The following is a 14,011-nucleotide window of genomic DNA, read 5'->3' on the forward strand; positions in this document are numbered from 1 at the left end:
GCGTGCATGTCATAGAGGCAGGTGATGTAGGTGAATTCGAAAATCTGCTCGTCGTTCCAGAAGGTCTTGAGCTTGTCGAAGATTTCGAGCGGCACGCGTCCGCCGGCCTGCGCGAGGCAGTCTGCATAGGCGAGCACGGCGCGCTCCTGCTCGTCATAGCAATCGGCAACCTGCCAGTGCGCGATGGCGGCGATCTTCTCTTCGCTGACGCCGAGGCCGCGGAGCGACTTGCAATGCTGCGAGAAGACGAACTGACTGCTCTTCACCCAGCCCGCACGCGTCTGGCCGAGCTCGCGAAGAACGGGGTCGATCGTGCGCGCCGGGTTGCGGTACACGGCGAAACCCTTGACCGCATGTTCGAAGATGTCGGGCGACAGCGCGAACACCGTCCACCAATCGCCGGGCGTGCCGGTTGCGGTGCCGGGCTCGGCGACGGGATCGCGATCGCCGAACAGACGGTTGTAATAGGCGAGGACGGTTTCGTCGGTGACTTCCGAGCGGGGGACCTGGCGCAGGACGGGCATGGAGCTACTCCTCAGGCGTTCGCAAATTTGCGGAATTCGGCGACATGCGCGCTGTCGAAATATTCGTCGAGCCGCGTGATCTTGCCGTCGACAACCTTGCACACGATCGCGCAGGGGAGGCGGACGGGGCCGTCGTCGTGGACGCGAATGCCCTTCAGGACATGCTGCTGGACGAAGCCGCCGGGGAAGGCAGTGAGCCGGCGCTCGGCATATTCGCGGTCCTTGATCCGCGCGACCATGCCGGTCAGCGTCTGCGCGGTCTGCGCGGGGGTGACGATCAGTTCGTCGGTGTTGTGCCAGATCTCGGCGTCGGGGGTGAAGCTGTTCACCATCGTCTCGATGTCGCCCGCCTCGATCGCGTCGAAGAAGCGCTGCGCCATCGCGCGAATATCGTCCTGCTCTGCCATGTCTCTCTCCTTAAACCCTGGCGCCGAACATGCGGCCGCCATTCGCCGCGATCAGCCCGTCGATGTCGTCGCCCCTATAGGCGGGGTCGGCCGAAGGACCGAAGGACGCCAGCATGTCCTGCGTCACCAGTTCGGCCATTTTCTTCCATTCGGGGTGGGTGAAGATCCAATATTCACCCGCCTCGATCGCCTCGACCACGCGCGCGCCGATCCTGTCGGGCGACATGCCGCCGGCGAGCACGCCCTGCATCGCCTGGCTCGTCGCCGCGGCCTTGCCGACCTCGACCTCCACCGGGCGCAGTTCGCGCGTCGTCTCGACGATCCGCGTCGCCGACATGCCGGGCATCAGCACCGAAATATCGACACAGCTATCTGCAAGCTCGTTGCGCAGCGCCATCGCGATGCCGAGCGTCGCATATTTGGAGCTGATATAGGCCACCGAGATCGGCGGTGGCACGATCGCGACCATCGAGCTCGTGATGACGAGGTGCGATGCCTCGCCGCTCGCCTTCATGTCGCCGAGGAAGGTACGGCAGGCATAGAGATGCGCGTGCGCGTTGACGGCATAGTTCCAGCGCCAGACGTCGGTGTCATATTGCTCGAACGGCCCCGATCCGCCGCCGACCCCGGCGTTGCTGAACAGGATGCGCACCGGCCCGAAGTCGCGCGCCCTCGCGCCTGCCTCCGACCAGCTTTCTTCGCTAGTGACGTCGAGCCGGAGGCCGAGCGCCTTGCCGCCTGCGCTACGCAGTGAGGCGGCTGCCGCTTCGGCTCCGGCACCGTCGATGTCGGCGAGGATCACCGACGTGCCTTTCGCGGCGAGCGCCTTGGCAGTGGCGAGGCCGAGCCCGCTCGCGCCGCCGGTGATGAAGGCGGTCTTGCCCGCGACGTCGGTCATTCGGCGAAGTCCTTTTCGAGGTGGCGGGTCATGCGATACTGCGCGATGCCGGCCGCGGCGGCGAAGGGCATCAGCGCCATCAGCGCCCAGCGCAGGCTGTCGACGCCGTGGGCGTCCTTGAGCGCATCGCTGACGATCCCGGCGAACAGCGGGCCGAGCCCGAGACCGACGATGTTGAACATCAGCATCAGCACGGCGGCGGCGGTCGCGCGGCTGCGCGGCGGGGTCAAATTCTGCACCAGCGCCAGCGCGGGGGCGACATAGGCGGTGCAGGCCGCCATCGGGATCAGCATCAGCGCGAGTGAGGCCTGCCAACTGTCGACCAGAAGGGCAGCGATGAAGGTCGGAATCAGCACGGCGGTCGCAAGCGCCGGGATCGAGCCATAGGCGCGCGCCGAACGTTTGGCGCGGTGACTGACGAGCCAGCCGCCGCCGAGAATGCCGATGCCGAAGGTGATGCCCGCCGCCGGGCCGAACCAGGTCGCCATCGCGTCGAGCGGCATCTTCTGCGTGCGCATCAGGAAGGCGGGAATCCAGTTGAGCATGCCATAGCTCACGAAGGCGGCGAGCCCGCTGCCGATCATCACCATGCGCAGTGACGGACGGCGCCAGAACATGGCGAGGCTCTGCGCAAAGGGCAGGGCTTCGTCGGCGGGCTTGTGGGTGTCCATCGCGCCGCGTGCGGGTTCGCGGACGAGCCAGATCAAGAGCGGCGCGACGAGAATGCCGACGATCCCGATGACGATGAAGGCGTTTCGCCAGCCGATATGCGCGGCCGCCCACGCGCCGAAGGTTGCGCCGACGAAGACGCCGAACGGACCGTTGCAGGTGAAGAGGCCGATCGCAAGCGGGCGCTGCGCGGGCGGGTAATAATCGGCGATGACCGACAGCGACGGCGCGGTGCCGCCGGCTTCGCCCGCGCCGACGCCGAAGCGCATCAACGCCAGTTGCCAGAAGTTCGAGACCATCCCGCACGCCGCGGTGAAGCCGCTCCACACGACGCAGGCGATGCCGATCAGCTTCACCCGGTTCCAGCGGTCGGCGACCATCGCCACCGGTACGCCGGCCGCGGCATAGAAGAGCGCGAAGGCGAAGCCGGTGAGCAGCCCGAATTGCGTGTCGCTGAAATCCATCTCGGCGCGGATCGGTTCGACGAGCACCGACAAGAGCTGGCGGTCGACGAAGTTGATCGTGCCGACGATGAACAGCATCGCGAGCGCGACATTGCGGCGCAGCGCAAGGCCGCTGTCGGACGCCAGGGCGCCTGCGTTAACGGCGGTGGCCTCGGTCATAACTCTCCCCAGATCGCGCGAGTCTTCTCGGCGAAAAAATACTTAGGTATTTAAGTTTATCTGTCAATGTGCTTTACGGTAGCGACAGGATGACCGGGAGAGAAGATATGGATATCAAGGGCAAGCGCGCGATCGTCACGGGCTCGGCGGGCGGCATCGGCCGGGCGACGGCGGTGATGCTGGCGGCGCGCGGCGCGGCGGAAATCGCGCTCGTCGACGTGAAGGAAGAAGCGCTGGCCGAAACGGCGCGGCTCGTCGAGGCGGAGGGAACGAAGGCGACAACGCACAGTCTCGACCTGTCGGACGTTCCCGCGGTCGAGACGTGGTTCCAAGCCCATGGCGACGTCGATATTCTCCACAACAATGCCGGCGTCGTGTCGGGCCTGCCGCAATTCCCCGACGTCGACGCGGCGCGCATCCGCTGGATCATCGACGTCAACATCACTTCGCTCGTCGCGGCGACGCAGATCGCGGTACAGGCGATGAGGAAGCGCGGGGGCGGGGTGATCGTCAACACCGTTTCGACCGTCGCGCTCGGCACCGGTTTTTACGACGCGATGTATGCAACCACCAAGGCGGCGGTGATGATGTTCACGCGCTGTTGCGCGCCCTTGAAGGAGGAATGCAACGTCCGCGTCGCGGGGATGCTGCCCGGGCTGGTCGACACGCCGATCCTCGACACAACCGGGGCAGGGGGCAAATCCGAATGGATGAAGACCGTGCTCGCGAACAATGAGGCATGTCTGCCCGAGGATATCGCGGGCGGTGTGATCAAACTGGTCGAGGACGATAGTCTGGCGGGCGGCGACTGGGTCGCGGTGCGGCGGCTGGGCGGCAAGGTCGAATATCAGTGGGGGCATGCGGATACCATCTGATACCCTCCCGCAAGCGGGAGGGGAAAAGAGATCAGCGCACCGGCGCTTCCAGCATGTTCCTGCCGAACAAATTCGACCATTGCTCGTCGGTCAGCACCGGGCGCGCGCTCGACAGGTTCGCGGCGTTCTTGACGTCGGTTCCCGCGACCACCGCGGGCCGCTCGCCGATGCGCGCGAACCAGTCGGCGACCGCGGGATAATCGTCGAGCGTCAGCCCGATCGCACGGATCGCGCGCGTCCACGGCCAGCAGGCAATGTCGGCGATCGAATATTCCCCGGCCAGATATTCGGCTTCGGTCAGGCGTCCATCGAGCACGTGGAGCAGCCGCAGAGTCTCGTTGCGATAGCGTTCGACCGGATAGGTCTGCCCCTCGGGCGCGTAGCGGATGAAATGATGCGCCTGCCCCTGCATCGGGCCGAAACTCGCCATCTGCCACATCAGCCATTGCTGCGCCTGGCTGCGGCGGCGCGGGTTTTCGGGCAGCAGCTGGCCGCTCTTCTCGGCAAGATAGAGCAGGATCGCGCCGCTTTCGAACACCGGGAGCGGCGCGCCGCCGCCGACGGGTTCATGATCGACGATCGCCGGAAGCCGCCCGTTCGGATTGATCCGCCGATATTCGGGAGTCAGATGGTCGCCCTCGAGCATATTCATCGCGATGAGCCGGTGCGCAAGCCCCACCTCCTCGAGCATGATCGAAACCTTGTGCCCATTCGGCGTTGGCGTGAAATAGACGTCGATCATGCGGGATTTCCTTCGGCGAAAATGGCGCGCGCGGCGGCGAAAGCGGCTTCGAACGCCTCTCTTCCCGCAGGGTAGGCGACGACGGTCAATGTCACGCCCGCGATCTTCCAGCCGTCCCGCCGCACCAGCCGATGCGTGTAGCGGCCGATGAGATCGCCGAGGAGCGCGCGGTTCTCGACGCCGACAACATGGACGGCATCGACGATGCTCGTCACCGTCGCGCGGTCGCCGCCGATGGTCGCGATGATGTTGTGCAATTGGTGCGCGGTCGCGTCGAAGCCTTCGAGCGTCCGGCAGCGGTATGTCCATTCGTCGGCGGACACCGTCGCGACGAGGGAACCGATCGAACCATAATCGATCGCGATCTCGTCGATGAAGAGTGCGCGATAAGCGCTCCAGTCGCGCGCATCGAGCGCGGTGGCATAACAGGTCACGACCGCGGCCGCCGCTTCCCTGTCGAGGAAAGCTTGAGCCGCGGCCGATCCCTGGGACATCGTCGAATCCGATCCTAGAATTTGATCCCGGCCTCGACCGAAATGTTGCGGGTGGGCTCAAGATAGAGAATCGCCCGCGGAACCGGGGTGATCGGCGAGGGCAGGTTGAACGCGCTGCCGATCGTCTTCTGGTTGGTCAGATTCTTGCCGACGAGGGCGAGGTGCCAACGGTCGTCCTGATCGGCGAGTTGCACGCGCAGGTCGAGTTTCACATAGCCGTTCTGGACGCCGAAGATCGGGCTCTGATTGTCCGAGTTGAAATATTTCGACCGGCCTGCCCCGACGCCGGTGATGTCGAGCTTCATATCGTCCGACAGGTCGAAGCGCGCGTGTGCCGTGACGCTTCCCGTCCATTTCGACGCATAGGCCACCGGATAGCCCGCAAGATTGTTCGTTGCCGGGGTACAGGTGACCGGTTGCGACGCGAGGCAGGCCGCACCCGGATAATCGTCATATTTGATGTCCGAATAGGCCGCCGACGCGCTGATGTCGAAATTGGGGACGGGGAAGATGCTGAGCGATCCTTCGATCCCTTTCGACGTTGCGCTCGCCGCATTGCCGGTCAGATAGCTCGAAGTCGCGGGCTGATAGACCGAAACCTGCAGATCCTTGAATTGCGTGTGATAGGCCGAGACGTTCGCGACGACCTTGCCGTCGAACAGCGTCGACTTGATGCCCGCCTCGAAATTTTCCGACTGTTCGGGTTCGAAGGTGAAGGTGCTGTCGACCGTACCGAGCGTGTTCGAGACGAAGCCGCCCGACTTGGACCCGCGGCCCCAGGTCGCATAGAGCATGACGCGCGGCGCGACGTCATATTGCACCGTGACCGAGGGATCGACGTTGCCTTCGCTGATCGAGCCATCGGCATTGGTGATCGGACGCAACGCGAAGGGCTGTCCGTTCAGCCCGTCCGACGCATAGGGGAGTGTGGTGCGGAACGAACCGTCCTTCCTGGTGTGGGTATAGCGCAGGCTGCCGATGACGCGCAGCGCGTCGGTCGCGTTGAGCGTGCCCTGTCCGAACACCGACCAGCTTTCGGCCTTCTGCCGGAAAATGCTGTCGATGCGGGCAAGATAGGGCCCGTCATAGATCGGAATGCGCGGATCGGTCGGCGTGGCGCCGGGAATGGTCAGGAACAGGTCGGGGATGTTGAAGCCCTGATATTGTTCGAGCGTATAGTTCGATTTGTCGTAATAGGCGCCCGCTATGAACTCGAAGGTCTCGCCGACCGGCGACAGGATACGGATTTCCTGCGAGAACTGGTCGAAGCGTTCGGGGAAGGCATTATAGACCGAGTTGGCGGTAAAGGCGCCGCCGCTGTTCGGGATCGTCTGGTCGAAGCCGTTGACGATCTTCGACTTGAACCAGCTGTAGCCGGTGACCGAGGTCAGCGTGAAATCGCCGAGCGCGAGATTGCCGACGCCCGAGATCATCACCGACTTGTTGTCGTTACCCTCGTCGCCGAGCGCCGAGCGTTCGAGATAGCGGTCGGTCTGCGGGTCCTGGTCGCTGGTCAGCGGGCTCGACACGGTGATGCCGCCGATGACCTCGCGGTTTCCATATTCGACCTTCGCGGTGTAATCGAAATTGGCCGACGGCTCCCACTTCAGCGTCAGGCGCAGCAGCTGCGACTTGATTTCAGGATCGTCGTGATCCTTGGCGCGGTTATAGATATAGCCGTCCTGATTGACGATCTTGTACGCGAAGCGCGCGCCGAGCGTGTCGGTGATCGGTCCCGACAGATAGCCCGAAAAGTCGGTGCCCTTGTGATCGAAATTATAGAGGCCGGTGATCGCGCCCTCGAAATCCTTCGTCGGCCCCGCCGACACTACACTGACCGCGCCCGCCGCCGTGTTCTTGCCGAACAGGGCGCCCTGCGGACCACGCAACACCTCGACGCGTTCGAGGTCGAAGAAGGGGGCCTGTGCCTGGCGGTTGCGACCCGCGTAAATGCCGTCGACATAGAGCGAGACCGACTGGTCGAAGGCGAAATTCGCCGGCGGCGAACCGAAGCCGCGGATATAGATGACGTCGTTGCCCGCGGTCGACTGGACGAAGACGTTCGGCGTGTAGTTCATCACCGCCTTGATGTCGCTCGTGTTGAATTCGGCGAGTTTCGCGCCGCTCACCACTTCCATCGAAATCGGCACGTCCTGCAGGCTCTGCTCGCGCTTCTGCGCGGTGACGATGATTTCGTTGTTGCTGCTGTCGTCGATCCCCGCCGCGTCGGCGGGCGCCGACTGTGCCATCGCCGGTGCGGCATTGGCGAGCATCGCGATCACCGCGGCGCCGGACAGCAGAAACTGGTTGCGAGCCGTCATATTCACCCTCCCATGGAGCCTATCGCTGCCGGTCCCGGAAAGTCTTCCGATCCGTCAATCTGATTGACCCTTAGTATACTAATTGTTTTATGCTTGTCCATAGGCAGGAAGAGGATTCGCATCATGAACGCAGAAAATTCACGCAGGGCCCCGGCCGCGCTGGCCACCCGTCATCTATGCACCGTCGAGTTCGAGGTGGGTGGTGGTATCATCGGGATCGGGGCCTCGCCCTTCGGCGATCAGCGGCTCGGCTATATCAGCGGCGGACGGTTTTTCGGTCCGCGGGTCAACGGCATAGTCCTGCCCGGCGGCGGCAACTGGTCGCGGAGCGGACGCCTCGGCGACGATGCCTCGGTCGGCACCTTCGATGCCCGCGCGGTGTGGCAAACCGACGACGGCGACCTCATCTATCTGAGCTATACCGGGCGCAGCATCATTCCCGACGATGTGCGTGCGACCTTCGCCGATCCGGGGGTGCCCGACGCCGATCCGTCGCGATATTATCTGCGAATCGCGCCGGTGTTCGAGACCGCGAGCGCGAAATATGCCTGGCTCAACGGCGTGCTCGCGGTGGGCGTCGGCGAACGCACCGATTTCGGCGTGCGGCATGTGATCCACGAGGTGTTGTGATGATCGACCTCCATTATTCCGCGACGCCGAACGGCCAGAAGATCGCGATCATGCTCGAGGAGATCGGTGCGCCCTATCGTGTCATCCCCTATGATATCTTCGATGGCGACCAGCTGACCGCTGAATTCGGGCGCATCAATCCAAACCACAAGCTGCCGGCGATCGTCGATCGGGATCCGGCAGGGGAGAGCGATCCGGTGACGGTGTTCGAATCGGGCGCAATCCTGCAATATCTCGCCGAGAAGAGCGGGCGCTTTCTGCCCGCCTCGGGTGCCGCGCGCGCGGCGACCCTGTCGTGGCTGACCTGGCAGGTCGCGGGGCTGGGGCCGATGGGCGGGCAGGCGAGCCATTTCCTGCGCTATGCCCCGGCTGGGCAGGATTACGCCGTCGAGCGTTATACGAAGGAACTGAACCGCCTGCTCACCGTGCTTGAAAAACGGCTCGAGAAAAGCGCCTATGTCGCGGGCGACGAATACAGCGTTGCCGATATGGCGATCTGGCCGGGTCGCGCGTCGGCGTTCGTGATGGGCATGGGACTCGACGAATGGCCGGCGATGCACGGCTGGTTCGAGCGCATTCGTGCGCGACCGGCGGTGATGCGAGCGATGGCGCGCGAGGATCTGAAAGCGCCGGCCAAATATGTCGGCCGGCACCAGACGCTCGACGAGAAGGAATGGTCGAACATGTTCGGCGCGGCGAACCACGCGGCGGTAGCGAAGGACTGAGGTTCAGCGCTTCGCGTGCTGGCGATCGCCCCACAGGATTGCGCGGTGCTCGTCGGTGAAGCCGGTGAGCCCGCCCTCGATCGTTTCGGCGCGGGCGACGCCGACAGTCATCCCTTCGGCAACGGCCGGGCGTTCGAGCATCGCGGCGCCCCAGCGGTCGACGTTCGGAAAACGCCCCGCCTTTTCGACCAGCTGGCGGCGCAGATAGGGCAACGTCGCCATGTCGGCGATCGTATAATCGTCGCCCCCGAGCCACTCGGCTTCGCCCAGCCTCCTGTCGAGCACCATCATCAGCCGGTCGACCTCGCGACTGTATCGCGCAATGGCATATTCATGCCGGTCCCTGGCATAGTGGGTGAAATGCGCCTCCTGCCCGAACATCGGGCCGACGCCCGACACCTGGAACATCAGCCATTGCCAGCAGATCGCGCGCTTCGCCGGATCGGCCGGCAGAAAGCGCCCGGTCTTTTCGGCGAGATAGAGCAGGATCGCTCCCGTCTCCCATAGGACGAAGCCCTGACCGTCCGGCCCCTCGTCGTCGACGATCACCGGCGTCTTGTTATTCGGGTTGAGCGCAAGGAATTCGGGGGTCAGTTGGTCGCCCGCAAGGATGTCGATATATTCGAGCCGCCAGTCGAGCCCCATCTCGAGGAGCGCGATCGCGATCTTGCGCGCGTTGGGAGTCGGGCCGCCGTAGAGGGTGATCATGGCGTCAAACCTCCCGTCCGAGCCAACGCGCGAGCACCTCGTCTGTGTCCTGTCCGACGCCGAGCGGGGCAGGTCGGCGGACGCTGCCGGGGGTGGCCGACAGCTTCGGGAAGACGCCCTGCATCGTGACCTCGCCGAACTCCGCGTCGGTGACCGTCACCAGCGCTTCGCGCGCCGCGAAATGCGGGTCGGCGAGCATGTCCTCGGCATCGTACACGCGGCCCGCGGGCACGCCGGCCTCGACCATCTTCGCCTCGAGTTCGTCGATCGTCAGCGTCGCGGTCCACTCCCCGATCAACGCGTCCAGCTCCTCCTGCCGCGCACCGCGCGCGCGGTGCGTCGCGTAGCGTTCATCGCCCGCGAGTTCAGGCCGGCCCATCGCGGCGGCGAGCCGTGCGAAGACCCCGTCCTGGTTGGCGCCGATCAGATATTCGCCGTCCTTGCACGGATAGACGTTCGAGGGCGCGATCGCGGGGAGAGTGGAGCCGGTTCGGCGGCGCTTGGTGCCGCTCGCCGAATAGTCCGACACGGTCGATTCCATTACCTGGAGCACCGCTTCATAGAGCGCGGAATCGACGATCTGGCCTTCGCCGGTCTTGCTGCGATGATGGAGCGCGGCGAGTGCGCCCATGCACCCGTATGTGGCGGCGAGCGTGTCGCCGATCGACACGCCCATGCGCGCGGGCGGCAGGTCGGGATAGCCGACGATGCCGCGCCAGCCGCCCATCGCTTCACCAATGCCGCCGAAACCGGCGCGCGCCGAATAGGGACCGGTCTGGCCGTAACCCGACACACGCACGACGATCAGCCCGGGATTGGATTTGCGCAGCTCGGCGGGGTCGAGGTTCCATTTCTCGAGCGTCCCGGGGCGGAAATTCTCGATCAGTATGTCGGCCTTGGCGATCAGTTCGCGTGCGAGGGCTTGCCCCTCTTCGCTGCGCAGGTCGACCGCGACCGAATATTTGTTGCGCGCGATCACGCGCCACCAGCTTGGGCGGTCGCCCTGACCCCAGTTGCGCATCTGGTCGCCGGTCACAGGCGGTTCGAGCTTGACGATCTCGGCGCCCATGTCGCCGAGGAGCTGGCCGCAGAAGGGGCCGGCGATGAGCTGCCCCATCTCGACCACCCGGATGCCTTCCAGCGCGCCCCCGCTGCCCGTCTCGCTCATATCGTTCCTTTCGCGGCCGACTCTGATAAGACGGCCTGCTACGCCCATGGCCTTTGTATACTTAGAATGCTATGTAATTTTCAACCTGCTAAATGACTCGGGATAATCGGGGCGCAAGATGTTGAAAAACCATGCTGTGGAACTGGTCGAGGTCGGTCCGCGTGACGGGCTACAGAATGAGGTGGCGATCATATCGACCGCCGACAAGCTCGCGCTGGTCCGCCGCGCGATCGATTATGGCGTACGCCGGATCGAGGTGACGAGCTTCGTCAATCCGAAGAAGGTGCCGCAACTCGCCGACGCCGAAGAACTTGTCGCGATGCTGCCCGACCGCGACGATCTGACATATATCGGCCTCGTGCTCAACCGGCGCGGTGCCGAGCGCGCGCTTGCGACCGGACGCATCGACGAACTCGGCGCGGTGTGCGTAACGAGCGACGGTTTCGGCGTTCGCAATCAAGGCCAGAGCTCTGACGAATCGCTCGCCGCAGCGATGGAGATCGTCGGGCTGGCGAAGGAAGCGGGGCGCAGCGGACAGATCACCATCGCCACCGCTTTCGGCTGTCCGTTCGAGGGCCGGGTGGCGATCGAGCGCGTCGTCGAGATGGCGAAGCGTGCGGCCGAGGCGCGTCCGCGCGAGATTGCGCTTGCCGATACGATCGGCGTCGGCGTGCCGGCGCAGGTGTCGGAGATGGTCGGGCGGATACGCGAGGCGGTCGGCGATCTGCCCGTGCGTGTCCATTTCCACAATACGCGGGGCACCGGCATCGCCAATGTCTGGGCGGCGGTGGAGGAAGGCGCGGCGACGGTCGACGCATCGCTCGGGGGGCTCGGCGGCTGCCCCTTCGCGCCCGGAGCGGCAGGCAATGTCGCGACTGAAGACGTCGTCTATATGCTCGAACGCAGCGGGGTCGTCATGGATATGGACTTTCCGAAGATGGTCGAAGCAGCAGGCTGGCTGACGGGCGTGATGGGGCGTCCCTTGCCCGCGATGGTCAGCAAGGCGCCCGCCTTCCCCTAAAAGGTCGCGAGCAGCGCCATCACGACGCCCCCGACGACGAGCAACAGGCCGAAAATCTCGTGCCAGCGGACCGGTTCGCGCAGGTAGAAGTGGGCGAACCCGATCGTGAAGACGACCTCGACCTGCCCGACGATCCGCACCAGCGCCGCAGGCGCCGCGGCAAAGCCGATGTACCAGCAGGCCGAACCGAGCGCCGACAGCAAGCCGACCTGGCTCGAATTGCGCCACGTGCGGAACACCGCGCGCAGCGTGTCGCGGTCGCGCAGCGCGACCCATAGCATGTGCAGCCCGGTCTGGATCGCCATCACGACGACGAGCGTGACGAGCGCCGATCCGATCAGGTCGACATTTTCGAGCTCGGCGGTGGCGAGCTTCACCGCGATCGCCGCGAGCGCGAACATCGACCCCGCGCCGAGGCCGCAGAGCGCCGCGGGCTGGCCGAGCGCGCGCCAGATCTCGCGCTTCGAAACACCGCGTCCTGCAAGTGCGAGCACCAGCACCCCCGCGACGCCCGCGACGATCCCGATCCATGCGAGCAACGGCAGCCGCTCGCCGAGAAAAATCGCGGTGACGAGCGCCGCCTGCACCGCCTCGGTCTTCGAAAAGGCGGTGCCGACGACGAAACCGCGATGGCCGAACGCCATGATCAGCAGGATCGTGCCGGCCATCTGGGTGATCGCGCCCGCGAGGGCGAAGCCCGCGAAAGCGGCCCCGAACGCGGGGACCGCCTCGTGCCGGATCGCCAGCCAGATGGCAGCGAAGGCGAGGGCGAACGGAAGGCCGTAAAGATAACGGACGAGACCCGCGCCGCTGACGCTGAGTTCGGCGCGCAGGCGCTGTTGCAGCGCGGTGCGCCACGCCTGGAACAGGCCGCCGAACAGCGATGCGGGAAGCCAGATCGGGTTCATGCCGCCGACCGGACCGGTGCTGCGATATCGACTCGTCTTCTCCCGTTCATTCTGCCCCCATGCAATACTTTGATTACTAAGTATATGGGCGTTGCACCGGCGCCGCGCCCCACCTGCCACGCCAATCAGCTAGACCCGCGACGCGGCAGGTTGCAGGAAGGGCGCGGGAGAGCAAATGACGCAAATATACGCAAAGTCGCGGCCTGCCGGGCGGGGGATCTGACATGGCCGAACTTGACCTGCCGCTGGGCGAAGCACAACAGATGCTGCAGGACAGCGTCCAGCGTTTCCTTGCCGATAACGAGCGCCCCGGCTGGCGCGACCTGTGCGAAACGCTTGGCCTCGCCGGCATCGCGCTGCCCGAAAGCGTCGGCGGTTTCGGCGGCGGCATGATCGACATTGCGGTGGTGATGGCCGAGCTGGGCCCGGCGCTCGCGGGTGCCGACTGGCTTTCGCATGTCGCGGCGACGGCACTCCTTGCGCGCGTTGCACCCGATCATCCCGCGCTCGCCGATCTGGCAGCAGGCAGCCGGCGGATCGCGATCGTCTGTAGGGCTTCGACGGCGGCGATGCCGGCCGTCGACGATGGGCTGGTTCGCGGCAGTGCGGCGCTGGTCGCGGGCGCGGCGGAGGCCGACCTGCTCCTGATCGCGAGCGACGAGGCGTTGCTGTTCGTCGCCGCCGACGGCGACAAGATCGAACAGCGGCATCGGATCATGCATGACGGCAGCGTTTCGGCCGACCTTGCCTTCACGCTCAAGCCCGGCGATGCCGCGATGCTCGCGAACGGCGATGACGCGCGCGCATGGGCCGAGCAGGCGAACGACCTGATCCTTGCCGGACGCTGCGCCGAGGCGGTGGGGTTGATGCAGCGGATGATCGCGGACAGCATCGACTATCTCGGTCAGCGCACGCAGTTCGGCAGCCCGATCGGGCGCTTCCAGTCGTTGCGCCACCGCGCGGCCGACATGAAGCTTGCGGCGATGAAGGCGGCGGCGCTCACCGAGGTGGCAATCCTCGCGGTCGATCAGGGGCGCGCCGACCGCGCGCAGGCGGTCAGCGCGGCGTGTATCGAGGTCGGCGACGCGGTGCGCACGGTCGGCGAAAGCGCGGTGCAGATCCACGGCGCGATGGGATTGACCGAGGAGCTCAGCCTTGGCGGTCATTTCAAGCGCGCGCTCGCGATCGCCGCGGCGTTCGGGCCGCGCGCCGGTCATCTCGCGCGGTTTGCGGTCTGACGTCCGGCCAACCATGAATGGTCATCCCGGCGAAGGTCGGGATCTCATCCTTGCGTCGGG

The 14,011-nt window shown here is 65.3% G+C and carries 15 protein-coding genes; 5 read left to right on the forward strand and 10 right to left on the reverse strand.

Features of this window, described 5'->3' with window-relative positions; genetic code table 11:
- The 4 genes from JHC57_RS02980 to JHC57_RS02995 form a co-directional block, all read right to left on the reverse strand.
- A partial coding sequence (locus JHC57_RS02980) for a carboxymuconolactone decarboxylase family protein (protein ID WP_294028532.1) occupies positions 1 to 524 on the reverse strand: 524 nt, incomplete at its 3' end.
- Positions 525 to 535: 11 nt separating this feature from the next.
- Positions 536 to 931, reverse strand: coding sequence for a nuclear transport factor 2 family protein (locus JHC57_RS02985; RefSeq protein ID WP_294028534.1), 396 nt, complete (start codon positions 929 to 931; stop codon positions 536 to 538).
- A 10-nt stretch (positions 932 to 941) separates the two neighbouring features.
- Positions 942 to 1,829 (reverse strand): SDR family NAD(P)-dependent oxidoreductase, encoded by an 888-nt coding sequence (locus JHC57_RS02990; protein WP_294028535.1) that lies wholly within the window; start codon positions 1,827 to 1,829, stop codon positions 942 to 944.
- Positions 1,826 to 3,121, reverse strand: a complete 1,296-nt coding sequence (locus JHC57_RS02995) for an MFS transporter (RefSeq protein ID WP_294028537.1) — start codon at positions 3,119 to 3,121, stop codon at positions 1,826 to 1,828. The genes JHC57_RS02990 and JHC57_RS02995 overlap by 4 nt, the downstream gene beginning before the upstream one ends.
- 107 nt (positions 3,122 to 3,228) lie before the next feature.
- On the opposite strand from JHC57_RS02995, the gene JHC57_RS03000 reads away from it, so the two are divergent.
- A complete protein-coding gene (locus JHC57_RS03000) occupies positions 3,229 to 3,996 on the forward strand; it encodes an SDR family oxidoreductase (RefSeq protein WP_294028539.1) in 768 nt (255 codons plus the stop codon).
- A 31-nt stretch (positions 3,997 to 4,027) separates the two neighbouring features.
- Here the strand turns inward: JHC57_RS03000 and JHC57_RS03005 are convergent, their stop codons facing one another.
- Genes JHC57_RS03005 through JHC57_RS03015 form a run of 3 tightly spaced genes read right to left on the reverse strand, consistent with a single transcriptional unit; the run spans position 4,028 to position 7,553 of the window.
- Complete coding sequence (locus JHC57_RS03005) at positions 4,028 to 4,738, reverse strand: glutathione binding-like protein (RefSeq protein ID WP_294028541.1); 711 nt, start codon at positions 4,736 to 4,738, stop codon at positions 4,028 to 4,030.
- The gene (locus JHC57_RS03010) at positions 4,735 to 5,232 is read right to left on the reverse strand and encodes a nuclear transport factor 2 family protein (RefSeq protein WP_294028543.1); all 498 of its coding nucleotides are present in this window, start codon (positions 5,230 to 5,232) and stop codon (positions 4,735 to 4,737) included. Before JHC57_RS03010 ends, JHC57_RS03005 begins: the two co-directional genes overlap by 4 nt.
- Positions 5,233 to 5,246: 14 nt before the next feature.
- Entirely contained in the window at positions 5,247 to 7,553 is a 2,307-nt protein-coding gene (locus JHC57_RS03015; protein WP_294028545.1) for a TonB-dependent receptor, read from the reverse strand.
- 123 nt (positions 7,554 to 7,676) lie between these two features.
- On the opposite strand from JHC57_RS03015, the gene JHC57_RS03020 reads away from it, so the two are divergent.
- Both JHC57_RS03020 and JHC57_RS03025 read left to right on the forward strand, forming a co-directional pair.
- Positions 7,677 to 8,183, forward strand: coding sequence for a DUF3237 domain-containing protein (locus JHC57_RS03020; RefSeq protein ID WP_294028547.1), 507 nt, complete (start codon positions 7,677 to 7,679; stop codon positions 8,181 to 8,183).
- The gene (locus JHC57_RS03025; protein ID WP_294028548.1) at positions 8,183 to 8,908 is read left to right on the forward strand and encodes a glutathione binding-like protein; all 726 of its coding nucleotides are present in this window, start codon (positions 8,183 to 8,185) and stop codon (positions 8,906 to 8,908) included. The genes JHC57_RS03020 and JHC57_RS03025 overlap by 1 nt, the downstream gene beginning before the upstream one ends.
- Positions 8,909 to 8,911: 3 nt before the next feature.
- Here the strand turns inward: JHC57_RS03025 and JHC57_RS03030 are convergent, their stop codons facing one another.
- Both JHC57_RS03030 and JHC57_RS03035 read right to left on the reverse strand, forming a co-directional pair.
- Complete coding sequence (locus JHC57_RS03030) at positions 8,912 to 9,616, reverse strand: glutathione S-transferase N-terminal domain-containing protein (protein ID WP_294028549.1); 705 nt, start codon at positions 9,614 to 9,616, stop codon at positions 8,912 to 8,914.
- Positions 9,617 to 9,620: 4 nt separating this feature from the next.
- Complete coding sequence (locus JHC57_RS03035; protein WP_294028551.1) at positions 9,621 to 10,784, reverse strand: CoA transferase; 1,164 nt, start codon at positions 10,782 to 10,784, stop codon at positions 9,621 to 9,623.
- 118 nt (positions 10,785 to 10,902) lie between these two features.
- Between JHC57_RS03035 and JHC57_RS03040 the strand changes: the two genes are divergently transcribed.
- A complete protein-coding gene (locus JHC57_RS03040) occupies positions 10,903 to 11,805 on the forward strand; it encodes a hydroxymethylglutaryl-CoA lyase (RefSeq protein WP_294028553.1) in 903 nt (300 codons plus the stop codon).
- Here the strand turns inward: JHC57_RS03040 and JHC57_RS03045 are convergent.
- Positions 11,802 to 12,713 carry an EamA family transporter gene (locus JHC57_RS03045; RefSeq protein WP_294028555.1) on the reverse strand — a complete coding sequence of 304 codons (912 nt, stop codon included), beginning with the start codon at positions 12,711 to 12,713 and terminating at the stop codon, positions 11,802 to 11,804. The genes JHC57_RS03040 and JHC57_RS03045 overlap by 4 nt on opposite strands.
- 224 nt (positions 12,714 to 12,937) lie before the next feature.
- Between JHC57_RS03045 and JHC57_RS03050 the strand changes: the two genes are divergently transcribed.
- Entirely contained in the window at positions 12,938 to 13,951 is a 1,014-nt protein-coding gene (locus tag JHC57_RS03050; protein WP_294028557.1) for an acyl-CoA dehydrogenase family protein, read from the forward strand.
- The last annotated feature ends 60 nt before the right edge of the window (positions 13,952 to 14,011 follow it).

It is taken from the genome of Sphingopyxis sp. (genome assembly GCF_016463645.1).
GTDB lineage: Bacteria > Pseudomonadota > Alphaproteobacteria > Sphingomonadales > Sphingomonadaceae > Sphingopyxis.